General features: G+C 43.6%; 23 protein-coding genes. 9 read left to right on the top strand and 14 right to left on the bottom strand.

The window, feature by feature from the left end:
• Positions 1 to 242 precede the first annotated feature (242 nt).
• Entirely contained in the window at positions 243 to 611 is a 369-nt protein-coding gene (locus ON01_RS02245; protein ID WP_010529390.1) for an ArsR/SmtB family transcription factor, read from the top strand.
• On the top strand, positions 580 to 2,667 hold the full coding sequence (locus ON01_RS02240; RefSeq protein WP_029328952.1) for a heavy metal translocating P-type ATPase: 2,088 nt from the start codon (positions 580 to 582) through the stop codon (positions 2,665 to 2,667). Before ON01_RS02245 ends, ON01_RS02240 begins: the two co-directional genes overlap by 32 nt.
• Positions 2,668 to 2,687: 20 nt before the next feature.
• Here ON01_RS02240 and ON01_RS02235 read toward each other — a convergent pair whose 3' ends face one another.
• The 4 genes from ON01_RS02235 to ON01_RS02220 form a co-directional block, all read right to left on the bottom strand.
• Positions 2,688 to 3,284, bottom strand: a complete 597-nt coding sequence (locus tag ON01_RS02235) for a class I SAM-dependent methyltransferase (RefSeq protein WP_010529388.1) — start codon at positions 3,282 to 3,284, stop codon at positions 2,688 to 2,690.
• A gap of 81 nt (positions 3,285 to 3,365) precedes the next feature.
• Positions 3,366 to 3,686, bottom strand: coding sequence for a thioredoxin family protein (locus ON01_RS02230; RefSeq protein WP_010529387.1), 321 nt, complete (start codon positions 3,684 to 3,686; stop codon positions 3,366 to 3,368).
• Between the two features lie 67 nt (positions 3,687 to 3,753).
• Positions 3,754 to 4,569, bottom strand: a complete 816-nt coding sequence (locus tag ON01_RS02225; RefSeq protein WP_010529386.1) for a DUF368 domain-containing protein — start codon at positions 4,567 to 4,569, stop codon at positions 3,754 to 3,756.
• Positions 4,570 to 4,731: 162 nt separating this feature from the next.
• Positions 4,732 to 5,904 carry a CapA family protein gene (locus tag ON01_RS02220; RefSeq protein ID WP_010529385.1) on the bottom strand — a complete coding sequence of 391 codons (1,173 nt, stop codon included), beginning with the start codon at positions 5,902 to 5,904 and terminating at the stop codon, positions 4,732 to 4,734.
• 635 nt (positions 5,905 to 6,539) lie between these two features.
• On the opposite strand from ON01_RS02220, the gene ON01_RS19420 reads away from it, so the two are divergent.
• From ON01_RS19420 to ON01_RS02210, 3 genes are all read left to right on the top strand, one after another.
• On the top strand, positions 6,540 to 6,686 hold the full coding sequence (locus tag ON01_RS19420; RefSeq protein ID WP_175284918.1) for a hypothetical protein: 147 nt from the start codon (positions 6,540 to 6,542) through the stop codon (positions 6,684 to 6,686).
• 216 nt (positions 6,687 to 6,902) lie between these two features.
• Positions 6,903 to 8,627, top strand: coding sequence for an ABC transporter ATP-binding protein (locus ON01_RS02215; protein WP_010529383.1), 1,725 nt, complete (start codon positions 6,903 to 6,905; stop codon positions 8,625 to 8,627).
• 112 nt (positions 8,628 to 8,739) lie between these two features.
• Positions 8,740 to 10,476 (top strand): ABC transporter transmembrane domain-containing protein, encoded by a 1,737-nt coding sequence (locus ON01_RS02210; protein WP_010529382.1) that lies wholly within the window; start codon positions 8,740 to 8,742, stop codon positions 10,474 to 10,476.
• Positions 10,477 to 10,775: 299 nt separating this feature from the next.
• Here ON01_RS02210 and ON01_RS02205 read toward each other — a convergent pair whose 3' ends face one another.
• The 4 genes from ON01_RS02205 to ON01_RS02190 form a co-directional block, all read right to left on the bottom strand.
• Positions 10,776 to 11,441, bottom strand: coding sequence for a class F sortase (locus tag ON01_RS02205; protein ID WP_010529381.1), 666 nt, complete (start codon positions 11,439 to 11,441; stop codon positions 10,776 to 10,778).
• A 26-nt stretch (positions 11,442 to 11,467) separates the two neighbouring features.
• Positions 11,468 to 12,823 carry a hypothetical protein gene (locus ON01_RS02200; protein WP_010529380.1) on the bottom strand — a complete coding sequence of 452 codons (1,356 nt, stop codon included), beginning with the start codon at positions 12,821 to 12,823 and terminating at the stop codon, positions 11,468 to 11,470.
• Positions 12,824 to 12,971: 148 nt separating this feature from the next.
• The gene (locus ON01_RS02195) at positions 12,972 to 13,739 is read right to left on the bottom strand and encodes an anti-sigma factor (protein ID WP_010529379.1); all 768 of its coding nucleotides are present in this window, start codon (positions 13,737 to 13,739) and stop codon (positions 12,972 to 12,974) included.
• Positions 13,729 to 14,295 (bottom strand): RNA polymerase sigma factor, encoded by a 567-nt coding sequence (locus ON01_RS02190; protein ID WP_010529378.1) that lies wholly within the window; start codon positions 14,293 to 14,295, stop codon positions 13,729 to 13,731. The genes ON01_RS02195 and ON01_RS02190 overlap by 11 nt, the downstream gene beginning before the upstream one ends.
• Before the next feature lie 175 nt (positions 14,296 to 14,470).
• On the opposite strand from ON01_RS02190, the gene ON01_RS19130 reads away from it, so the two are divergent.
• The 4 genes from ON01_RS19130 (at position 14,471) to ON01_RS19415 (ending at position 17,016) form a co-directional block, all read left to right on the top strand.
• The gene (locus ON01_RS19130) at positions 14,471 to 14,629 is read left to right on the top strand and encodes a YfhE family protein (protein WP_138919708.1); all 159 of its coding nucleotides are present in this window, start codon (positions 14,471 to 14,473) and stop codon (positions 14,627 to 14,629) included.
• 258 nt (positions 14,630 to 14,887) lie between these two features.
• On the top strand, positions 14,888 to 15,808 hold the full coding sequence (locus ON01_RS02185) for an ABC transporter ATP-binding protein (protein WP_010529377.1): 921 nt from the start codon (positions 14,888 to 14,890) through the stop codon (positions 15,806 to 15,808).
• Entirely contained in the window at positions 15,801 to 16,760 is a 960-nt protein-coding gene (locus ON01_RS02180; RefSeq protein ID WP_010529376.1) for an ABC transporter permease, read from the top strand. The genes ON01_RS02185 and ON01_RS02180 overlap by 8 nt, the downstream gene beginning before the upstream one ends.
• A 79-nt stretch (positions 16,761 to 16,839) precedes the next feature.
• Positions 16,840 to 17,016: a hypothetical protein gene (locus ON01_RS19415; RefSeq protein WP_010529375.1), complete on the top strand. Its 177-nt coding sequence runs from the start codon at positions 16,840 to 16,842 to the stop codon at positions 17,014 to 17,016.
• 45 nt (positions 17,017 to 17,061) lie between these two features.
• Here ON01_RS19415 and ON01_RS02175 read toward each other — a convergent pair whose 3' ends face one another.
• The 6 genes from ON01_RS02175 to typA all read right to left on the bottom strand — a co-directional run bounded on the left by ON01_RS02175 (position 17,062) and on the right by typA (position 24,195).
• Positions 17,062 to 17,337: a YkvA family protein gene (locus ON01_RS02175; protein ID WP_010529374.1), complete on the bottom strand. Its 276-nt coding sequence runs from the start codon at positions 17,335 to 17,337 to the stop codon at positions 17,062 to 17,064.
• 131 nt (positions 17,338 to 17,468) lie between these two features.
• Positions 17,469 to 18,185 carry a trehalose operon repressor gene (gene treR, locus ON01_RS02170; RefSeq protein WP_010529373.1) on the bottom strand — a complete coding sequence of 239 codons (717 nt, stop codon included), beginning with the start codon at positions 18,183 to 18,185 and terminating at the stop codon, positions 17,469 to 17,471.
• A gap of 12 nt (positions 18,186 to 18,197) precedes the next feature.
• The gene (gene treC, locus ON01_RS02165; RefSeq protein WP_010529372.1) at positions 18,198 to 19,859 is read right to left on the bottom strand and encodes an alpha,alpha-phosphotrehalase; all 1,662 of its coding nucleotides are present in this window, start codon (positions 19,857 to 19,859) and stop codon (positions 18,198 to 18,200) included.
• A gap of 20 nt (positions 19,860 to 19,879) precedes the next feature.
• The gene (treP, locus tag ON01_RS02160; protein WP_010529371.1) at positions 19,880 to 21,793 is read right to left on the bottom strand and encodes a PTS system trehalose-specific EIIBC component; all 1,914 of its coding nucleotides are present in this window, start codon (positions 21,791 to 21,793) and stop codon (positions 19,880 to 19,882) included.
• A 301-nt stretch (positions 21,794 to 22,094) separates the two neighbouring features.
• Complete coding sequence (locus tag ON01_RS02155) at positions 22,095 to 22,334, bottom strand: hypothetical protein (RefSeq protein WP_138919707.1); 240 nt, start codon at positions 22,332 to 22,334, stop codon at positions 22,095 to 22,097.
• Positions 22,335 to 22,365: 31 nt separating this feature from the next.
• The gene (gene typA, locus ON01_RS02150) at positions 22,366 to 24,195 is read right to left on the bottom strand and encodes a translational GTPase TypA (protein WP_010529369.1); all 1,830 of its coding nucleotides are present in this window, start codon (positions 24,193 to 24,195) and stop codon (positions 22,366 to 22,368) included.
• Between the last annotated feature and the right edge of the window lie 41 nt (positions 24,196 to 24,236).

Genomic DNA, 24,236 nt, shown 5'->3' with positions numbered 1-24,236 from the left:
TAACTCGTGCAGGAATCGGTCTAACTCGTGCGAGAGCATCACAGACTCGTGCAATAAACTACCTATCCCATGCAAAAACCTCACCAAACCGGGTGCCATTAATTGCCCCACTCCATATCACGCCCGCAGACCGGCATTCACCCTCAACGTCAATGAGGGAAATGCTGGCTTTTTTCTATTGACATTCAAACCATCGTTTGAATATAATACAATCAAATATTCATTTGAATGAGGTGTGATTCATGGGCCAGGACGTTTGTGATGTAACCTGTATTAATGAGGAAAAAGTCGACCGTGTCAAACAGGAACTTAATGGCCAGCCGATTGATAAGGTTATTGGATTATATAAACTTTTGGCAGACAGAAACAGACTCCAAATAGCGTCTGCACTATTAGTGGAAAAAGAACTCTGCGTCTGCGATCTTGCCAATATTATCGGAGCGACAATCGCCACGACATCCCATCATTTACGGAAACTGAGTAAAGCCGGAATTGCCACATTCCGCAAAGAGGGAAAGCTTGCCTACTACTCATTGTCTGATGAACATATGAAACAAGTTATCACACGAGGCTTCCTTCATGGAGAGGAGGAACAATCTCATGCCGTCTGAACAGCAAACCTACCGCCTTAATGGCATATCATGCGCCAACTGTGCGCAGACATTTGAAAACAATGTAAAAGAAATTAATGGCGTACAGGATGCAAACGTTCATTTTACCACGTCAAAAATTGATGTCGTCGGAAAAGCATCCATTTCCGATATCGAAAAGGCTGGATCCTTTGAAAATATTAAAGTTATCAGAGAGAATACTGAGCCTGAAAAGGAACCATTCTTGATACGATATGATAAAGTACTGCTCGCATCTTTACTGGTTGTTTTCGGTTTCATCGCCAATATCATGTTTGGCAATGCACACTATCTGCCGAACGTAATCTACGGTCTGTCAGCAGTTGTGGGCGGTTTAAGCCTGTTTAAAGCCGGCCTGATCAACCTGACCAAACTCCGCTTTGATATGAAAACTTTGATGACAATTGCGGTCATTGGGGCTGCCATCATCGGCGAATGGCGTGAAGCCGCTGTTGTCGTTATTTTATTTGCCATCAGCGAAGCCCTGGAATCATATTCGATGGACAAAGCGCGCTCATCGATCCGTTCATTGATGAAAATATCACCGAATACAGCCCGGATCAGACGCAACGGCAATGAACAAACAGTAGCTATTGAAGACATAGCTATTGGTGACACCATTCTCGTCAGGCCGGGTGAGCGGATCGCAATGGATGGCACAATCATTGATGGATATTCTTCTATCAATCAGGCATCGATCACCGGTGAATCGATGCCGGCAGAGAAGACACATGGTGATAACGTTTTTGCAGGTACCATTAATCAGGACGGTTTTCTTGAAATCGAAGTGACGAAAAAAGCGAAAGATACCACCATTGCGAAAATCATCCATATGGTTGAAGAAGCGCAGGAAGAACGGGCACCGGCTCAAGCATTCATCGATAAGTTTGCTGCCTATTACACACCTGCCATTATCGCTATTGCTGCATCGGTCGCTGTTATCCCGCCATTGTTTGGCGGTCTATGGAGTACCTGGGTCTACCAGGGGCTTGCCGTTCTCGTTGTCGGCTGTCCGTGTGCACTTGTTGTGTCAACGCCAGTCGCCATCGTGACCGCAATCGGCAATGCGGCTCGTAACGGGGTTCTGATCAAAGGTGGTATTCACCTGGAACAAATTGGAACGATCAAGAAAATCGCATTTGATAAAACAGGCACCCTGACACAGGGAACACCACAAGTTACGGACATTCACTTTTTCTCCGATGAACACAGTAAAGCACTCAGCTGCCTGAAAGGGCTTGAAGCTAGATCGAACCACCCGCTGGCAAAAGCGACTATGACTTACATGAATGATGAGCAGCAGGATATAACAGCGGCTGATGTCCAATCATTTACTGCACTCCACGGCAAAGGCATTCAGGGCGAAATCAATGGCGAGACGGTTTTCGCCGGTTCACCGGATTTCTTTAAAAACGTGCCGAACGAGGTCAGAAGCTACCAGAAAGCAGGTAAAACCGTTATGTTATGCGGTACGGATGATGAGCTGCTGATGGCTGTTGCCCTTCGTGATGAACCGCGGACCGAAAGTAAATCAGTCATTCAGAAATTGCATAATCTCGGAATCAAACAGACGTACATGCTGACAGGTGATCATGCACAGACAGCCAGCGCATTAAAATACGACTTAAAGCTGACCGATGTTAAATCAGGTTTGCTGCCCGAAGACAAACTGAACTTCGTCAAAGGACAGGAAAATGGCAATATCGCCATGATTGGTGATGGTATTAATGACACACCGGCACTGGCAGCATCCAAGGTGGGAATTGCAATGGGCTCTGCCGGGACAGACAGTGCATTGGAAACAGCTGATGTTGCCTTAATGGGCGACGATCTGAATAAACTGCCGTACACTGTTAAATTGAGCCGCAAAGCACTCGGCGTCATCAAACAAAATATCAGCTTTGCAATCGGTATTAAAATCCTTGCTCTCTTGCTCGTTATTCCTGGTTGGCTGACACTATGGATCGCCATCTTTGCCGATATGGGAGCGACGCTGCTTGTCACTTTGAATGCATTAAGACTGTTAAAGATAAGCTGACACTCGTTTGAATGATCAGCTTATTTTGTTCCGAGTGCACACACCGTATCATTTGGCTTTGTTGGTTTTAGAAAAAACTCAACATCTCTAAAACCGGCATGCGTCAACAGTGCAGACATCTGCCCACCGATCAGCTCACTCGTTTCATCCGATGTCCCTTTTTCATGCGGTCTGATCGTTAGAGCTATTTTTCCGCCACCATTCATTTGCCGGCGGATATGGCTAAGCGTGCCAACCGGATCCTCCCAGAACGTTATATTATTAATGACAAGCACTTTATCAATTTTCTGCGGCAGAGCGGGCATGCTCTCCGCCGTTCCTTCTATCAGCCGAATCTGGCCTTTGATCAAACGTTTGTTTAATCGCCTTAGTGCCTGATAAACCATCACATTAGACGGATCTACTCCGGTGATTGACAGGTTATTCCCCTGCTTCAACACATATTTCATCGCTTTCCCTGAGCCGAACCCAATCTCAAGCACATGGTCATCATTCTGGATATCTAAAAAATCAATCGTCCACTTGTTAATCGATTTGTTTTCCTTCGACATGAACCAGCCAACCAATTGACCTGTTCTGCCATGTGGCTCGGCGAACTGTGAAAATAACTTTTCCATTTATACCGACTCCTTATGGGATCCATATTTCCCTTAAAGCATAAAAATAATCACCCTCGTATCAAGGGTGATTAAATGCTACTATGCCAATTGCTGATGTAAAAACTCACTGACCGATTCCGGTGTTTTCGTATCAGCACTATGCTGATGGGCAAGCTTTTCACCATCTTTAAAAATCAAGATGCTCGGAATACCCATCACTTCATACTTCTGCGCTATACCTTCAACTTCGTCACTATTGATCTCATACCAATCATAGTTATTGAATTCATCCATGACATCACCTATGAACATATCCATGCGCTTGCAGTCCGGGCACCAATCTGCAAAAAACTTTACAATCACCGGCGCATCTGACTGGATGATATCGTTAAATTGTTCTTCTGTATCAATATGTTTCATTTCGAAAACCCCCCTTTAATTCTATCTACATTGTACCTATTTTATTTCTGTGTGTCTTTTAGTTTGTTTACTCCGCGTATTCAAACCTTCCAAGCAAATAAGCTGCAGCCAGTCCCGCTGCGAACGTGACAATGCTTGAGAGCACCATTAAGGCTTCCGCCGGCCAGCCCGGGAACACGACAAAAACCGAGCCGATCACCATGCCGATAATAACGGCAAATGTCCCGGTATAATAGTTATTTAAAAAGAAATTAACGATTTTGCTCATGAAAGCAATACCAATCACGATCCCCGCGCCTGTGACAGCAATAATATCAAACTGCAAATGACTGACTGCGCTAATGATCGTCGTATACAAACCCATAATCAAAAGCATAAACGAACCGCTAATACCAGGCAAGACCAACGCACTGCTAGCGATAATCCCACCAAAAAACAGCAATACATATTTGGAAGCCGTCACATTTTCAATAACGCCCCCCTCACTGGCCTGAAAAATAGCCAACGATCCTACAAGCGCAGCACCTACTATTAATATCAAAATGTGTTTAGCCTGAAACTTATTTTTTGCATCAGCTTTATGGAACAAATAGGGCAGTACACCTAAAATCAGCCCCAAAAAGAAAAATTTCGTCGGTCCCGGATAATTCTTAAATAGCCAATCAATCACATTACTCAGTAAAAATATAGCCGTTAAGATTCCAATGGCTAGCGGAACCAGAAAACCCAATTGCTTTTTCCAGTGCTTACTCATAAGCCCATTGATAGCTGCAATCAACCGCTCATAGATTCCAAGCAGAACAGCGATTGTTCCCCCGCTCACGCCAGGGATGACGTCGCTCGCCCCCATCACCAGGCCACGATAAATATTTTTCCATTCCATTATTACAAATCTCCCTTGTCCAGCACTCTAATAAAATCATAAGCTAATCATATCAAAATATGCTTGTAAATTACATGAAAATTTTATGTCCTGATTGCTGGCGGCTTGTAGCAAGAACCGATCAACAGGTTGGTAATTTTGCTCTCGCTAATGGCTGAGCAGCTATTCCTCGATAAACTCAAGCTCCGGCAACCACCGCGACATATGCTTCTTAATCTCCTGGTAATGTCCCTTAGCATTAGTAAACTCGTCATCGGTCAATTGATACATCGGGACAACTTCAAAATTTGCCCAGTTCTCGTAATTCACAAACGTCGGCAAAAACTTTGGCTCTTTCACCTTAACCGTTGTCTCGCCATTCTCCATGGCTTTCTCTATTGAAAACCGGAAAATGCCTCCGATCCGGCGGTAAAACTCATCCTGTCCGGAGAGAAAATTACCGAGCGAATAGGCAACAAGCGTCTTGTGGCCGTTTTTTCCTTCAACCCAGTCAATCGGCTGCAGCACATGCGGATGATGACCTAATATGACATCTACTCCTTCATTCGCAGCAAACTGAGCAAGGTCTTTCTGTTCTGCAGTCGGCATTCGCTCATATTGAGTGCCATAATGCAGGCTTAATATGACCGCGTCCGCCTGCTGCTTAGCCTCGCCAATCCGCTTGGACATGACTTCTTTGTCAATCAAATTCACCAAGTGATCTTTCCCATTGGGTATAGGAATACCGTTTGTGCCATAGGTATAAGCCAGAAAAGCCACCGAAATACCTTCGTCTGTCTCGTAAACACGCATCTTATTGCTGTCACCCTCACTTTTATAAGCACCCGTATACATCATATCAATCTTTTCCCAATGTTCGATGGCATTCTTGATCGCTTCTTCCCCGCGGTCCATTGTATGATTGTTAGCAAGGGAAACAACATCAACTCCGACTTTGTTTAAGGCAGTACCGACTGCATAAGGACTGTTAAACGCCGGGTAGGTCGACAGTCCTAAGTCTTCACCGCCAATCATCGTTTCCTGATTGGCAAACGTTATGGTCGAATCATTTAAATATGGCTTAACCTGCTCAAGCATCGGCATGAAGTTAAATCCGCCATCGTCTGTCCGCGCATCTTCATACACTCTGCTGTGAATCAGCATATCGCCAATGGCAGAAATAGTTATTTCCTTGTGTCCCGTATCAGGCTTTTGCGTTTTTATTGCCTGGACTCGGTCTGATGCTTCATGGTAATTGGCAACCTTTGGTGTCTCTTGTTCCTCACCGGTACACGCAGATAACAGCACACAGATTATCAGCAACAGAACAATCCAGTTTAATTGACCCTGTTTCATTCACCTTGCTCCTTAGTCATTTTGCCCTAATCATAACATGATGTCAGACCAAAAACGACACTGAACGAGGTTGCGCGTTTCATCCTTCCTCTACCCCACTGACCAAAAAAATTTAAAAAATGATGATCCAAATGACTATTTTCTGCGTTAGCTTTGTAAAAGCGAGGTGAATCATAATGACAGATGTAACACAAATCTTAAGTGACATTCTAAATGGCAGTGCTAATGATTCTGCCAATGTTGACCTGAACATCAGCGACTTACTTTAAGAAACGACCATAAGTAGAGGGAAAATAATGATGCAGTCAACATCAATGTAGAAATAGCCAATCTTATATAAGTTTAAAAATTATTAGTTATCCAATGTTTAATAATTTATTAAACGAGGTAATGTATTATAGATACGATAAAACATCGTATTAAAAATCAGATTGGTCCAATCCTTCACTTAACAAGCTAGCTAATTAGAAAGAGAGGTGAATCATGATGGATGCAACCCAAATTCTAAGCGACATCTTGAACGGCAGTGCCAATGATTCTGCCAACCTTGATGTGGACGTAAGCGACATCCTTTAATGACCTCAGCTGAAATCAAGAATGGCATAAACAGTCGGATGCAAAAGGGAGGTGACATCATGTTAGACGTAACGCAAATTTTAAGCGATGTTCTCAATGACAGCGCAAATGATTCAGGTAATGCAGATGTAGATGTAAGCGACATTCTAAACGACAGCGCAAATGATTCAGGTAATCTTGATGTAGATGTAAGTGATTTACTATAAGTATCTATAAAAGCCGTTATACTGGCTTTCAATAGAAATTGTACAAGCAGTCGGGGATATTTTATAGATCCCCGACCTTTTTCATGCCTAGTGTGCCAAGCGGTCTACATCTTTTCCAAAGGCAGCCATGCCCCAAGAGAAATACTCAAGCTGTTCTTTCGATTTCAATTGCTAAACCTCTTACATATAAAAATCAAGGAATAAAGGTGATTATTGATGCTTAAGCTGTTCCAGCTCTTAAAACCGTATCGTAAGTCAATTGCTGTTATGCTGATCCTTCTCTTTCTGCAATCCTTATCCCAATTGTTTCTGCCAACACTCATGGCTGCGATTGTAGATACCGGAATAGTAAATGAAGACATCGCTTATATTATCCAGATTGGTGCCCTCATGCTATTCGTAACAGCTATGATCGGCGTTTTCTCCATCTGGGGCAGTTTATTTGCAGCGAAAGTCACAGCAGGCTTTAGCAGGGATGTACGCGAAAAGGTCTTTACCCGTGTGGAAAACTTTTCGCTAAAGGAATTTGACCAACTCGGTACCTCTTCGCTGATTACAAGAACGACCAATGATGTGATGCAGGTTCAACAGGTGCTGACCATGCTGCTTAGAACGATGATTACGGCGCCTATGTTATTTATTGGTGCCTTTTTCATAGCACTATGGATGAACCCCACGCTTTCCTTAGTTATTTTTGCACCGTTGCCGCTCATCATTATTTCCATATTTGTGATTGCAAAAAAGGCTATCCCACTCTTTAAAAGTCTAAAAGAAAAAACAGATCACTTAAATCTTATCTTAAGGGAAGGGTTGACGGGTGTAGGCACAGTCCGGGCATTTAATCGAACAGAACATGAGGGGCGCCGGTTTAATGAGGCAAATCTTGACTTTTCCGAAACAGCCACCACAGTCAACCGGATGATAGCCATTTTAACACCAGTCATGACAATCATTCTTAACTTTACCATTATTGCTTTGATATGGATAGGCGCCTTCAGAATAGAGGCAGGATCTCTTCAGGTCGGTGAATTAATGGCATTCATTCAGTATGCGATGCAGATTATGTTTTCTTTAATCATGGCCTCTGTCATGTTTGTTGCTATCCCCCGTGCTTCTGTTTCTGCGAAGAGAATTAACGAGATACTTGATACCGATACAAGTGTAAAAGATCCAGAATATCCTGTGGAAGCCGGGGAACATAGGGGAGAAATTGAATTCAGGGATATATCATTCAGCTATCCGCAAGCAGAGAAGTCTGTGCTTTCCGCTGTTTCATTCCAGGTAAACCCTGGGGAGATCACAGCTATTATTGGCGGAACTGGTGCAGGGAAATCAACACTTGCCAGTCTGCTTCTGCGTTTTTATGACATTCATCACGGCAGCATTCTCCTTGATGGTATAGATATACGAAATATTTCCCAGCAAAAGCTCCGTGAAAAGATAGGATTTGTCTCTCAGCAGGCGCATCTGTTCAGGGGGACGATCGCGGATAATATCCGGTATGGCAATGAAACGGCAACGAAGGAAGACTTGTATCATGCCGCAGCAGTTTCAGAGGCCCGGTTTATTTCCCAGCTGGAGAATGGCTTTGATACAACCGTCTCCCGGTTTGGGACGAATCTCTCAGGAGGACAGCGGCAGCGGATTGCCATAGCCCGTGCCCTTCTGAGAAACCCTGAAGTCTATATCTTTGATGATAGTTTCTCTGCGCTTGACGCAAAAACAACAGCAACACTGTTCTCCTCACTCAGAAAGGAAACCGGTGATTCCAGTGTATTAATGGTTACCCAACGTGCCACCATTGCAGAACAGGCGGATAAAATTATTGTCCTTGATGAAGGAATGATTGCGGGTGCAGGCAGCCATGAGGAACTGAAAGAAACCTGCGGGGTTTATCAGGAAATTGTATCCTCACAAGATTTTGAGGAGGAAGTTTCATGAACAAAAAAAGTGTCATAACACAGTCTATTAAACATACAAAGAAACGGAATCCGAACAGTTCATCCAAAAACCACAAGATTTCAAGTATACCTTAAAGCGTCTGGCCAGCTATTTGGGTGAACATAAATGGAAAATCGTACTCGTTGCGATTTCTGCTGTGGCAAGCACCTTATTCACTATACTCAGCCCCACCATTCTCGGTATTGCAATCACGGAATTGTTCCAGGGCGTGCGTGGGGAAGGGATTGACTTTTTCCTTGTGTTGAAGATCCTCCTTGTACTTGCGGCATTATATTTGTTAAGCAGCTGTTTCATCTATGTACAGGAGTATGTGATGGCAGGGATTTCGCAAAAGGTTGTGTATACGCTAAGGAAAGAAATCAATAGAAAACTCTCCCTGCTGCCACTTCATTTTTTTGATAAAGCAAAACATGGCGATGTACTAAGCCGGGCTGTCAATGACCTGGAAAAGGTGAGCAGTACACTGCGGCAAAGCCTTACACAAATAATCACATCCACGATTACGATGATTGGTGTCACCATTATGATGCTGCTCATCAGTCCGCTTCTAACCATTATTGTCCTTTTGACATTGCCGCTAAGTATTCTTGTCACTAAAAAAGTTGTCTCAATGTCCCAGAAATTTTTCAAAGGACGGCAACAATCGCTCGGGGTGTTAAATACACATGTAGAAGAAATGTACACAGGCCACGAAACAATGAAGGCCTTTGGACGGGAACAGCAGTCTATTGGTCATTTTCAAGCTGTAAACAGCCAACTCTATCATTCAGGATGGAAGGCTCAATTTATCTCAAGCATCATTATGCCCATCTTACGTTTCATCAATAATATCATCTACGTGCTCATTTGTGTTCTTGGAAGTATTCTTGTTATGTTAAGATCAATGACCATTGGCGAAGTGCAGGCTTTTATTCTTTATATTAGATTGTTCTCCCAGCCGATTACACGGGTAGCGAATGTATCAAATATTATTCAATCAACGGTTGCAGCTGCTGAGCGTGTGTTTGAAATCCTTGATGAACCCGAAGAGGAAGCATCTGATGATAAACAGGTTTTACCTAATCCGAAAGGCCATGTCCGTTTTGAACACGTTACTTTTGGATATCAGCAGGATAAGCCCGTTATGGAAGATGTCCATTTTGATGTAAAACCGGGGCAAACTGCTGCTATCGTCGGCCCTACCGGCGCAGGCAAGACCACCATCATTAATCTTTTGATGCGTTTTTATGAAGCAGACAGCGGTCGGATCACAATCGACGGCATACCCATTAGAGATTTAAACCGCGATCATTTGCGCAGTATGTTCGGCCTTGTGCTGCAGGATACCTGGCTCTTTCATGGAACGATAAAAGAAAATATTGCTTATGGAAGGGAAGATGCAACAGAAGAGGAAATCATCCAGGCAGCTGAGGCTGCCTATGCAGACCGGTTTATCCGAACGTTATCCCACGGCTATGATAGCTTGTTGAATGAATCGACATCCAATATTTCACAGGGGCAAAAGCAACTTCTGACGATTGCCCGGGCAGTTATATCCGACCCGGCAATCCTGATCCTTGATGAAGCAACAAGCAATGTGGATGCACGAACGGAAATTCATATACAGCGTGCCTTAAATCGCCTGATGAAAGGAAGAACAAGTTTCATTATTGCGCACAGACTCTCCACGATCCAGCAGGCTGATACCATTCTCGTGATGGATCAGGGACAGGTAATTGAGCAGGGAAGTCATGAAGCATTACTTGCAAAAGGCGGGTTTTATGCAGAACTTTATCACAATCAATTCGCAGTGAAAGCAAATGATAAACAGAAATCGCCGGTAAGTTAAAGAAATAATTTTCTGGCCTTTCTGGGATCCTTCAAAGACAGAAAAACGGGGCAAGGGGTATTAATTAGCAAAAGAACGCACCAGACTGAGTACCCCGATTTCATTCACCTTGCTCATTCGTTATTTTGCCTTAATCATAAGATCACACCAGGCACAAAAGACACTTAACGAAGCTGCGTCTCAACCCTTAACTTTAGTCAAATTCAAGAGTAGCGTAACTTTAAAATTGATAACATCTTTCAATTTGTAACAAACAAAGAGGCGGTCCCATTCAAGGAACCGCCTCTTCTTTCACGTTATTATTCTTTTAATTCTGTATAAACAACAAGCCGATCAATGTGACCACCTCTTGACTCATCAAACGGGCCGGTACAGGTAACCAAATTCAACATTCTCCTGGAAGTATAACCAAAGATATCTTTCACCGGCGCATCGTCCATAGGAAAAACCTGTTTATCGACGACTTCGAACACTAATTTATCACCTTTGTCATTGAGGACCTCCACCTCATCACCTTTTTGCAGGTCTTCCAGGTCAAAGAATACACCAGGACCTGTTTTGTCATCCACGTGACCGGCAATAACAGCGCTCCCCCGTTCACCTGGTTTTGCTCCCTGCTCATACCAGCCGGTGATCCGAAAATCTTCGGGAACAGCCATTTCCCCGTTCTCCATCAGACCAACGCCTTCAACAACCGAATCTACACCGATACTGTCAATTTGAATGGTCTCAGGCTTAATCCCGTATTCTGGATCTGTTATGATCGGTGATGACGTTGTTTGAATATGGTCATCACCCTGATTACTGTTATGATCCGTCTGTTTTGCTGAATCATCTACTTCCTCAGTGGCTTCTCCCTGATCGTTTACACGCTCTTTATCCGGCTGACCGGAGGAGCCTGTGCTCTGTGTCTGTCCGCAGCTGACCATTAACATCAGCAGCAATATGCTAAGAAATTTCCACATCACACAGCCTCCTCTCGGGTAAGAAACTACTTATCATGGTTTGCCGTGGTATATTTACGGATTGCTATTAGTGCCGCCAGTGCAAATACACTTGTACCCAGAATCCATGCCCACATCATATTACTGTTTTGTTCAGCCATCGTTCCCATACCGGTATCAGGCATTTCAGAAGGCATATCGCTTGCGAACATAGCCGCATTGTCCGCTACGATTCCGGATGAAATTAATTTAGCAGCTCCATACATATGGCCATAAGCATCCCGTGTCTGGTTAAACGCTTCATCATATGATCCATTGGCATAGCTATCAAACGCTCCGATTAGCTGATTGACATGTGCCTGTAACCCCTCAGCCATGGCAGATGCTTCCACATTGCCGCCGGTTGCTTCTTCAATGAACGCTGAAAAATCCTCTTTATACATTTGAAGGTTATCCAGTGCTTCTTGCTTGGCTTCTTCATCTTCTTCAGCAGTTGCGTTTACGTAATCGACAAAATAACCGATATGCTCTGACCACATGTTGTTAAACGCCTGGCCAGCTTCATCACCGTACACAGATGCAATGGCTGAACTCAAATCCTCCGTGTTACTGCTTAATGCATTAGTTGATGCTTCAAAATCCGGCGCACCTTCAATCCCATTCTGCATGGCAATGGCTGCAATGCCGGCATGCTCTGATAAAAGCTTACCTAACTTTGTCCGCAGATCTCCCGCAGGTGTCACGGCCATGGTGTTATTAAACTGATCCGGCATTTGATCAACGACAGCTGATGACAATCCCTTTGCTACCATATGCATGTGTCCAATTGCTTCACGCTCATGATTATACGCTTGCTCATAATCCTCGGCCACATAGCTGTCGAAAGCGCCAATTAATTGATCCACATGCATTTGCAGGCTGTCCGCCAGTGATCCGGCTTCCAAACGTTCCTCAGTAGCGGTTTCAAGAAATTGGGAAAAGTCTTCACGATATTGTGATAACTCATCCAATGCAGCCTGTTTCGCTTCTTCGTCCCCTTCAGCTGTTGCATTCACATAATCAACGAAATAGCCGATATGTGCACTCCACATGTCTTTAAACGATTGACCTGCTTTGTCGCCATAAACCGATGCGATTGCTTCCGATAAATCCGCTGTGTTTGACTCCAATGCAGCAACAGATGCCTCGAAATCCTCTGATCCATCCGCTCCGTTGCGCATTGCTTCAATGGCAAGGAATGCGTGTTCACTCAGCAAATGTCCCAAATCAGCTCTCAGATCAACCGCTGCTGTATCAACAGAAGGGTTACTGTCTGATGTTTCTGCACTCACCGGTCCTCCCGTTGCTGAGAATATGAGCGCCGCACTTAATGGTGCTGCAACTAATGCTCTTTTCCAATTCATCCTTGACTCCACTCCTTTAAAAGATTTGTCTTTCTTGTTTTCTACTAGGCTAACGAAGCAGAGTTGCAATCGGATCACTTATTGCCCTGAAAAGTTAGAAAAAAACCGGAATGCACTGCCATGAGCGCATTCCGGTTTTTCCTCTTTTTTATAGTGATGAGCTTAGAAGTATATCTCCCTGGGGTGTCTGACTGTTTGCATCGGGTTCTTTGGTAATGGCGATTGTGTCAAAGTTTTGTTCTCCCTCATAATCCATAACATAGGAGACACCGCCGTCACCGTCTTCATTCGGAACAAACGTGCCGGCGCGGTATGGCTGTTCACCCTCTAGCACCCACACTTGATAGGTTTCCTCACCTTCGAGTTCCTCTAATCCATTCGCCTGAACGACCAGATTTGTTTGATCATTTTGGCTGATCATCATCGCAGTAGCTTGAGCGTTAACCCCTTCAGATGGCTGTAATGTCCTCATTGTTTCGAGTGTATCGAGGGAAACGCCTCCTTCAGGTTCAGGCGCTGGTTCGGTTGTCTGCTCATTATTTGTAATATAAATGACTGCCGCCCCGTTTCCAACTAAGGAAAGCGTCAATACTGCCGCCATTAACGGTTTATACCATCCTCTGCGCTTTTTAGCCGGCTCATTCCGGCTCTCCGGAACAGGAACAACATTTTCTTCTTCATGTACATCATCCGCCTTTTCCCCAATGACATTTGACAACACACGTTCTTTCATGCCGCTTGGCGGATCAACAGGCTCACTGCTGTATGGCAGAACTTCGGTCAATTGCTCAAGTTCGGCCAATTCCATCCGGCAATCTTCACATTCCAGTAAATGCGCCTCAAATTCCGCTTTCTGTTCATCCGTCAGCTGGTCATTAAAATAATCAAGCAGACGATCACAATGATTAGCCGTCATCCCGAACCCCCCTTTCGTTCTTTGATGCCAATATTTCTTTTAAATGCTTTAAAGCCAGCCTCACTCTTCCTTTAACAGTCCCTAATGGTATATGGCATGTTTTGGCTATGTTGGTCTGTGACATCCTTTTGAAATAAAATAATTCGATGATTTCCTGCTGTTCTTCCGTTAATTGTCTGACAGCTCCCCGAATCTCTTCACCACGTTCCTGCCACTCCACCGTTTCTTCCGGTGTCGGTTCCTGTGCATGAAGGGCGTCCCGTTCCTCCAGTTCATAAGCCGGCTCTTTCTTTTTTCGCAATAAATCAATACATGCATTTCGTGTGACCGTTAATAACCACGAAGAAAACTTACCTTTTTCTTCATCGAAATGTCTCTGTCTTGACCAGATCTTTGTGAAAACATCCTGGACAGCTTCTTCTGCAAGAAATTTATTATTGGTCATACGATACGAAAAAGAGAATAACAATTTTTCATAGCGATCATATAACTGTTCCAGTGCGTCCTCATCTTTATTCTGGACACGATAAAACAGTTCTGCATCTTGTTCCCGCATAACATACTCCTTCTCAGCTCTAAGACGTATTTTCATTAGGATACCACAGTGTTTCTTAAAAGGAAAAAAGTATATACAGTAAACGATTTTAAACATAATTTGGATCACTATGTTTAACACTGCTATCTCGTCGGGAAGACCCTAGTAGACTCTATTAATAGAAAGGACGTCTTCTATGCGAAAAACACAATATCAGCCAACAAAGGGCAGACAGCTGTCAGACGCTCAGGAAGTACATTTTACTAAAGAATTTAAGCAGGCAGACATTGCCGGCGGATTTCGGAGACCAAAAGTCCGAGACGCCAAACGTGATAATCCCGAATTAAAAGAATAATAAAATAGATTATTACCAAAAGCACCCTGTCCAAAGCAAATGGGCAGGGTACTTTTTATATCGGCTTCTTTATATTAATGGTATTGTAAATCCTTCCCTACTATATAAAGATTATATTTATATGAAACTTTTTAGGTCTATTTTCGTAATAACTAAGGGTTATCGCCATCCAGCTTTTTCGGGTAAACACGTGTTTCACGAATGTTTCAAAGGGAAGGTGCCGGGGATAACTGTATTGATATATATGGGGGTTTATCTATGACAAAAACAGCCATGGAATTAATCGATGTCAAAAAGACAATTGGCAACAAAGACATTATTAGAGGATTATCATTCGAGATTCGTAAAGGAGAAGTATTCGGATTCATCGGTCCCAATGGTGCCGGTAAAACGACAACCATCCGCATGATGGTCGGATTGATGGGTCTATCAGGCGGTGATGTGCGGATACTGGGCAACAGCATCAATTCGGACTATAAATCCGCCATCCGGGAAGTCGGCGCAATTGTTGAAAATCCGGAAATGTACCCGTTCATGACCGGGAAACAGAATTTAATGCATTACGCCCGCATGATGCCCAGGGTCACTAAAGAGCGTATCCAGGAGGTTATTGAGCTTGTCGGGCTGGAAAAGCCGATTAAAGAAAAGGCGGGAAAGTATTCTTTAGGCATGCGACAGCGACTGGGAATTGCTCAGGCTCTGCTCCATAAACCATCTGTACTTATTCTTGACGAACCTACCAATGGTCTGGACCCTGCTGGCATTCGCGAAATCCGCCGCTACATACGAAAATTGGCAGAAGAAGAAAATGTCGCAGTTATCATTTCCAGTCATTTGCTTTCTGAAATTGAGCAAATGTGTGACCGTATCGGTCTGATTAAAAATGGCGAAATGATTGCGATTCAGGATGTAAATGCAGCTACCGCTGAGACAACAGATGTTGGAATCGAAATGGAAGCAGCGCCAGTAAATCAGGCAGCTGAAATACTGCATAACGAACATGGTATCAATGCAACAGTCGTCAACGACCGGTTATCACTGCACGTGGAACGCGAAACCATACCAAAGATCGTCCAGACACTCGTCAATTACGATATACAGATATACCAGGTGGTCACGACGAAATCAACACTAGAGGATAAATTCTTTGATTTGATTGGAGAGAATACGATTGGGTAATTTTTTTCAGCTGCTGGTTAATGAACAACTTAAATTATACATACGCAAATCAACCTGGATCATGTACATTCTTATAGCTCTGCTGGTTCTGGGGCTGGCTTTTATCAACCATAACGCTATGGAAAATTCACGGACATATGAGGCATCTCAAGACGACAACTGGCGACAGACATTGCAAGATGAAAATGCTGAAATGCAGAAAGAAATGGAACAGAAAGAGATGATGCAGGGAGCATATACAGGCCAAATTGAGAAGAATAATTATTATCTTGAAAACGACATCCAGCCGCGCAGTTACGATACATGGCAGTTTGTCATGGAAAATAAATTTCTGCTTTCGCTGGTAAGCCTTTTGACGATTATCATTGCTGCAGGGATCGTCGCAAATGAATTCAAGTGGGGAACGATTAAACTATTACTGATCCGGCCAATTACCCGGACCAAAATTTTGGCTTCCAAATATGTATCCGTGTTATTGTTTGCGTTACTTACCCTCCTGTTTGTATTGATTTTTTCGTGGATTGTTGGAGCGTTATTTTTCGGGGTCAACGGATTGAATCCGCATATCGTACTCAATCAAAGTGATGGCTATGCATATGTTTCCATTATTGGAGAAATTATTGAAGGCTACGGACTGCAGCTTATCACGCTGGTCATGATGGCAACATTCGCCTTTATGATTTCGACAATCTTCCGGCAGAGCGCTCTTGCTATCGGTCTCGCCATTTTCCTTATGCTTTCCGGTAATGCAATTGTCGGCTTTTTCTCACATTACGACTGGGCAAAATACATCCTGTTTGCCAACACAAACATGAATCAATATATTAATGGGTCACCAATGTTTGACGGTATGAGCTTAGGATTCTCCATTGCAGTTCTGGCGGTTTATTACGTCGTTTTCCTTGTAATCTCATGGGTGTTTTTCACCAAACGGGATATAGCCGGACACTAAAATATTCCACCAGCATATAATTGGAAAATATATTATAATTGAATAAGACGATATACCTGAATATCCGAGGTGTGTATCTATGAAGCGGTATTTAACTTCCATATTCTTCATCATCAGCGGTGTTGTGCTGATTATTGGCATGGGCGTGGACCTATACTGGAGCGGGATTGCTTCATGGGGGATAGCATTTGTCTGTTTAATTTTTGCCGTATACTTCACTAAATATATACCAAACGATAAAAATGACAAACAATAATCAGCGGGGTGTCTTTCCCCCGCTGATTATTAGTTGAACGAACAATCATTTAAAATGATGTTTTTCCTTCAATGATTCCGGGGCGGCTTTCACCATCAGCTGTAAAATGAAAGTTGCAACCGTTATATCGTCAACTATCCCGAATATATAAAGAAAATCCGGAATCAGGTCAAACGGGAGTGCAATATAGCCAATGATCAGCCCAACATATAGGAATTTTGTTATTCCTTTTACCTGCGTTGATCTGAAGAAATCCACTATAAACGGAATTGATTTATGGAATTTGAATAAGAAGCCAAGCCGTTTTAAAAACCTTACCATATATTGATACCTGCCTCTATCAAAATGCTGATACACATACAGTTATTATGATCACCTGCATCAAAAGAAGACTTCCCGTTACACTATAGAGGGGAAGCCTTCAATCTAACAGTCTGAGGATCCAGAAAATACTAACCCTTCAGACGCCTGGCAAAATCGACGAACTTGAATTTATCCGGGCGATGCCGGGATTCGGTATATTGGAATAAGCTTGTATCGTCTAAAAATACCATACTCTTAATAACAACGATATTTGAATAGCCTTCAAGATCCAACAATGTCCGGTCCTCCCGGGTGGGCTCCTCCACTGTAAATTCCTTTCTGGCAAAACTAATGTTCAGCTTCAATTCATTTTCCAGATAGTTGTAAATAGAATCCTCGCATATCTCTTTCGTTAACGCTGGAACAAAATCCATATTAAAAAAGTCTTTATCCAGGATCACGTTTTCTCCGGAAAATTCTCTGACCCGGCTGACTTTCCACACCTGTTCATGAAGATTGACTTTAAGCTTTGAAGTTAATTTTTGACTTGCCTCAACGATTGCCAGTTCATGAAGAATTGTCTTTGCCTGCAGCTCTAGTTTATCTGCCAATTCCTTAAAACTGACAATCCCGGAAACCGGAAAGTCAAACTTATTCACATCAATGATAACAGATCCTTTGCCGCGGACTTTTTGAATATAACCGTTCTGAGCCAATAAGTTCAGAGCCTTCCGGATGGTTTCACGAGACGTCGCAAACATCTCTGACAGCTCATATTCCGAAGGCAGCATGGAAGATTCAGCCCAGCGGCCCACCTCGATTTTTTCCACAAGATCCTGATAAATTGTCAGATACTTTTTCTGCATCGCCAAACCTCATTACGTTATATGATACACGACCGATTCGTATGGTCTTAATACAAGCTGATCAAACGTTTGATCAGTATCCGGATAGTTGGATATGAGCAACTGAACACCGTTTGTCTGACCAATATCAATTGGAGCCGCTGCTTCTTCTTCATAAAAATTGCTGACAACGAGCAATTTTTCATTATTCCAGTTGCGTGTGTAGGCAAAAATGCGCGCATCATCTTCAAGCAGCAACTGGTAATCCCCATAGGTAATAATATCATATTGTTTGCGCAGGGACACAAGCTTTTGATAATGGGTCAGGATTGATTCCGGATCCTGCAGGGCGTTCACCGCATTTATCGTTTCATAATTATTGGCCAATGGGATCCAGGGTTCAGCAGCGGAGAACCCGGCATTTTCCCCAGCCGTCCATTGCATTGGTGTTCGGGCGTTATCACGGGATTTTTCCTTGAGAATGGCCATAATATCCGCTTCGCTTTTCCCGTTCTCACGCATTTTATTATACGCATTGAGTGATTCGATGTCCCGATAATCGTCTATCCGATCAAACCCGGGATTTGTCATTCCGAATTCTTCGCCCTGATAAATATACGGCGTGCCTTTCATCATGTGCAGAACAGTTGCAAGCATTTTAGCCGATTCCGTATGATATTTTCCATCGTCACCGAACCTGGAGACGGCTCTCGGCTGATCATGATTACACCAGAACAGCGCATTCCATCCGCCGCCTTCATGCATTCCTTCCTGCCACCTGGAAAGGATCTGTTTTAATTCCAGGAAGTCGAATGGTGCATTTGTCCATTTTTCGCCGTTCAGATAATCCACTTTCAAGTGATGAAACTGGAACGTCATATCAAGCTCCTGCCGTTCAGGCTGTGTATAGAGCACACAATTTTCCAATCTTGTTGATGACATTTCACCGACAGTCATCATATCATACGGTGAAAAAACCGACTGGTTCATTTCGTGCAAGTATTCGTGGATACGGGGGCCATCCGTATAAAATTTGCGCCCGTCCCCTGAATCATCATTAGGAAACTGCTGGTTTTTCGATATCAGATTGATGACATCCAGGCGAAAACCATCAATTCCTTTTTTCGCCCAAAAACGCATCATCCCATATAATTTACCGCGAAGTTCTTTATTTTCCCAGTTCAGATCCGCCTGTGTCACATCGAACAGGTGAAGATAATACTGACCAGTTTCTTCATCATATTGCCATGCCGGTCCGCCGAACTTGGATTGCCAGTTATTCGGAGGACCGCCGTCATCAGCCGGATCTTTCCAGATATAAAAATCACGATAAGGGTTGTCTTTGGATGCTGATGCCTGGCTGAACCACTCATGTTCCGTTGACGTATGGTTAATTACCAGATCCATTATCAGCTTCATGCCACGTTTATGCGTTTCTTCAAGCAGCTTTTCAAAATCATCCATCGTACCATAGGCAGGCTCGATGTCATAATAATTGCTGATATCGTAGCCGTTATCATTTTGCGGTGATTGATAAACGGGAGTCAGCCAAATCACATCAACCCCAATCTGTTGAATGTAATCCAGCTTCTGAATAATGCCCTGTATATCCCCCATACCATTCCCTGTTGAGTCGTTAAAACTTTTGGGATATATCTGATAGACGACAGTTTTTTGCCACCATGCTTCATTCATTGCCAACACCTCTCGTTGAATTATTTATCAAGTTTGCGAAAAGCCATTAAATACGTGATCACAAATGGCACAACAATGACGATTGCTATACCGATTCCAAAGGCAAGCCAGCCCTCTGGTATAATGGAGAGTATGCCGGGGACACCGCCGATACCAACTGAAGATGCCCGCACGTTCTCCATGGTAATGTAGGCGCCAGCAATGGACGAACCAATCACTGCAGCAATGAATGGGAATTTATACCTTAAGTTTACACCAAACATAGCCGGTTCCGTTATTCCTAGATAAGCCGAGAGCCCTGACGTTCCCGATAAACCTTTTAATTTCTCATCTTTTGCAGCAACCATCATTGCAAATGCGGCCGAACCTTGTGCAATGTTTGATAATGCGAGAATCGGCCACAGGAATGTCGAACCTGTACTTCCTATAAGCTGCAGATCCACTGCAAGGAATGTATGGTGCATACCGGTGATAACGAGCGGTCCATAAATTGCTCCGTAAACCAGTCCGCCCAAAATGGCGAATTGATCAAACAGTGCAACAAGACCATCTGTAATCCACGTTCCAATTGTGAAGGTGATCGGACCAATAATAATAAATGTCAAAAATCCGGCCAATAGAAGTGCAACTGGTGCCACGACCAGCAGCTGCAGTGAATCCATTACACGTTTTTTCAGGAACAATTCAATTTTTGCCATAATCCATGACGCGAATAATACAGGGAGCACTTGCCCCTGATAACCTATCTTGTCAATTTCCCAGCCGAACAGATTCCAAGTCGGGATTTCCCCCTCTTTCAATGCGTCACCGTATGACCAGGCATTCAATAAGTCCGGGTGAACCATAATCAGGCCAAGCACAACACCCAGCAGCTCATTTCCGCCAAACCTCTTCACCGCAGACCAACCAATTAACGCCGGTAAAAATGTGAAAGCAGTATTGGCGATGACATTAATCATATCGGCAACACCGGCCCACTGCTGATGCACTTCGATAACCGACTGCTCATCGTAGAAAATACCCGGATTTGCGAGTATGTTATTAATACCCATCAAAAGACCGGCTGTTACGATAGCGGGCAGTATCGGAATGAAGATATCCGCGAGCACCTTGATCCCGCGCTGAAGCCAATTTTGCTTTTTACCAATGGCCGCTTTGACATCCTCTTTGGTAGCTTCACCTATACCTGTTTCGTTGACCATTGCTGCATATACTTTATCAACAGTTCCCTGTCCAATGACAACCTGAAATTGTCCGTTTGCCAAAAATGAGCCCTTGACAATATCCATATTTTCCAGTCTGTTATCATCAACTTGATCCTGATCGTTTAATGCAAAACGCAGCCTTGTCACGCAATGGGTTGCAACACTGATATTATCCTCACCGCCCAATGCAGCAACAATATCCTTTGCTTCGTTTCGGTATTCTCCTGCTGATACAGCCGGTGTATCTGGTTCCTGCTCACCTTTCATGGACGCTTTAAGCAGTACGGATGAACCAGCTTCAACGGTATTGTCGCCCGTCTTCTCTAGGGTTTCCACTTCGTTTCCATTGGTGATGATAACCGGTGTTACAGCACCTTGTGCCTTTTCTAGAACAAGGTTTTTATCAAATGTAATCAGTGTATCCCCGGCTTTTACATAATCACCCTGGCCGACGGAAGCCTCAAATCCCTCACCGTCCATATTGACTGTATCGAGACCAATATGGATAAGGATTTCAATTCCCGAGTCACCCTGTATTCCGACAGCGTGCTTTGTCGGAAATAGTTGCACCACCTCACCGTTTATCGGTGCCACAACTTTTCCTTCACTCGGTTCAACTGCCAGCCCATCACCCATCATTTTTTGTGAAAATGTCGGATCGGGCACTTCCTTCAATTGCCTAACTTCACCGCTGACCGGTGAATAGATGATTATTTCTTCAGTTGACACAGGATTTACCTCCCTGATATGACATAAAAATTACAACTTGTCTATACAAATTCAATATTTAGTATAACTTGTATAGCCATGTTATGCAAGGGCTTACACATTTTGATGTTCTGCTTCTTGAATCAGCGGCATGGAAAGCCAATAAAAAACTGCTTTGCAAATCGATGCAAAGCAGTTTTTACCTTTAAAATAATTTTCACTGGATATACAGTGTCAGCAGGATTACCGCGTCTGTCAGTATTAATTAGAGAGTCATTTCTGAAGCTATTGCTGTTCTTCTGGTGATAATTCTCTTGTTCTGCTAATATTTTGCCTCTTCTGTTGATATTCGCTTTCTTCTGTCGATATTTTCTGCCTTCTGTTGATACCCGCTCTCTTCTGTCGATACTTTCTGCCTTCTGTTGATACCCGCTCTCTTCTGTCGATATTTTCTGCCTTCTGTTGATACCCGCTCTCTTCTGTCGATATTTTCTGCCTTCTGTTGATATCCACGCTCATCTGACGATATCCGGGCAACAATCGCAGCAAAAAAACCCGGCAACAGCATTAACTGCCATTGCCGGTTCCTTTTATCAGCCTAATTTTGCTTTTTTAGCTGCTTTTTCACGTTCACTATGGTTTAATATCTTTTTACGAAGCCGGACTGTTTCCGGAGTCACTTCGCAATATTCATCATTGTTCAAGTATTGAATCGCTTCTTCAAGGGACATATCACGTGTTTTTCTGATGGTTGCTGTCTGGTCTTTAGTTGAAGACCGGACGTTTGTCAGGTGTTTTTCTTTGGTGATATTGACAGTTAAATCATTTTCACGGCTGTGCTCTCCAACAATCATACCGGCATAAACCTCGGTTCCCGGCTCCACAAAAATCATCCCCCGGTCTTCAAGCTGCATAATGCCGTAAGTCGATGCTTTTCCGTTTTCCAGAGAAACAAGCACACCCTCACGTCTTCCGCCAACTTGACCTTTTGTAAGCGGCTCATATGAATCAAAGGTATGGTTCAGGATGCCATAGCCCCGTGTCAATGACATGAACTCTGTTGCATAACCAATCATACCGCGTGAAGGTACTTTAAATTCAATACGTACCTGGCCATTCCCCTGGTTGACCATATCGATCATTTCACCTTTGCGTTCGCCAAGTGATTCCATGACCGGGCCAGTATAATCTTCCGGAACATCGATTTGCACATGTTCAACCGGTTCACATTTAACACCATCAATTTCTTTAATGATAACTTGCGGCTTGGATAATTGCAATTCAAAGCCTTCACGCCGCATGTTTTCAATTAAAATTGAAAGATGCAGTTCACCGCGTCCTGAAACGGTCCAGGCATCAGGTGAATCGGTTGGCTCGACACGCAGACTGACGTCAGTTTCGAGCTGTTTCATTAAACGCTCTTCAATCTGTCTTGATGTGATATAGCTGCCTTCACGTCCGGCAAAAGGACTGTTATTTGTCAAAAAGGTCATCTGCAGTGTTGGCTCGTCAATGCGGAGCCATGGCAGCCCTTCAGGGTGATCTTGCGGGCAGATTGTTTCGCCTACATTAATATCATCCATACCGGCAATTGCCACGATATCACCGGCTTTTGCCTCCTGGATTTCAACGCGTTTCAGACCGATAAATCCAAATAATTTACTGATGCGGAACGATTTTTGCGAGCCGTCTTTTTTTAGAACAACAACCTGCTGTCCGACACTGATTCGGCCGCGAACAACACGTCCGACACCAATTCGGCCCAAATAATCATTATAATCCAAAAGGGTGATCTGGAACTGCAATGGGTCATCTGATGTGTCCGGCGGTGCAGGAATGTGATCCAATATCGTTGTGAACACCGGATCCATTGTTTCCGTCTGTTCATCAGGCTCCTCGCCTGAAGTTCCGTTCAATGCGGAGGCATAGATGACCGGAAATTCGAGCTGTTCATCATCTGCACCCAGCTCAATAAATAAATCCAGAACTTCATCAATCACGGCATTCGGACGAGCATTGGGACGGTCGATTTTATTTAACACAACAATCGGTGTCAGCTTCTGGTCCAGCGCTTTTTTCAATACAAATCGTGTTTGCGGCATACAGCCCTCATAAGCATCAACTACAAGCAGAACACCGTCGACCATTTTCATGATACGCTCCACTTCACCGCCAAAGTCGGCGTGGCCCGGTGTATCGAGAATATTAATTGCAGTGTCATTATATTTAATTGCCGTGTTTTTCGACAAAATTGTTATTCCGCGTTCACGCTCAATATCGTTCGTGTCCATGGCGCGGTCATCCACCTGTTCATTTTCCCGGAATGTACCCGAATACTTCAGCATTTGATCAACAAGTGTTGTCTTGCCATGGTCAACATGGGCGATAATTGCTATGTTGCGGATATCTTCTCTTAATTGCATAAACGTACGCTCCTCTATTCGTTAAGGATGGCTCAAACCAT

It is taken from the genome of Lentibacillus jeotgali (assembly GCF_000224785.1).
Lineage (GTDB): Bacteria > Bacillota > Bacilli > Bacillales > Amphibacillaceae > Lentibacillus > Lentibacillus jeotgali.
Note: the sequence above shows the minus strand (reverse complement) of the source record. Positions and strands in the feature narration are given on the sequence as shown.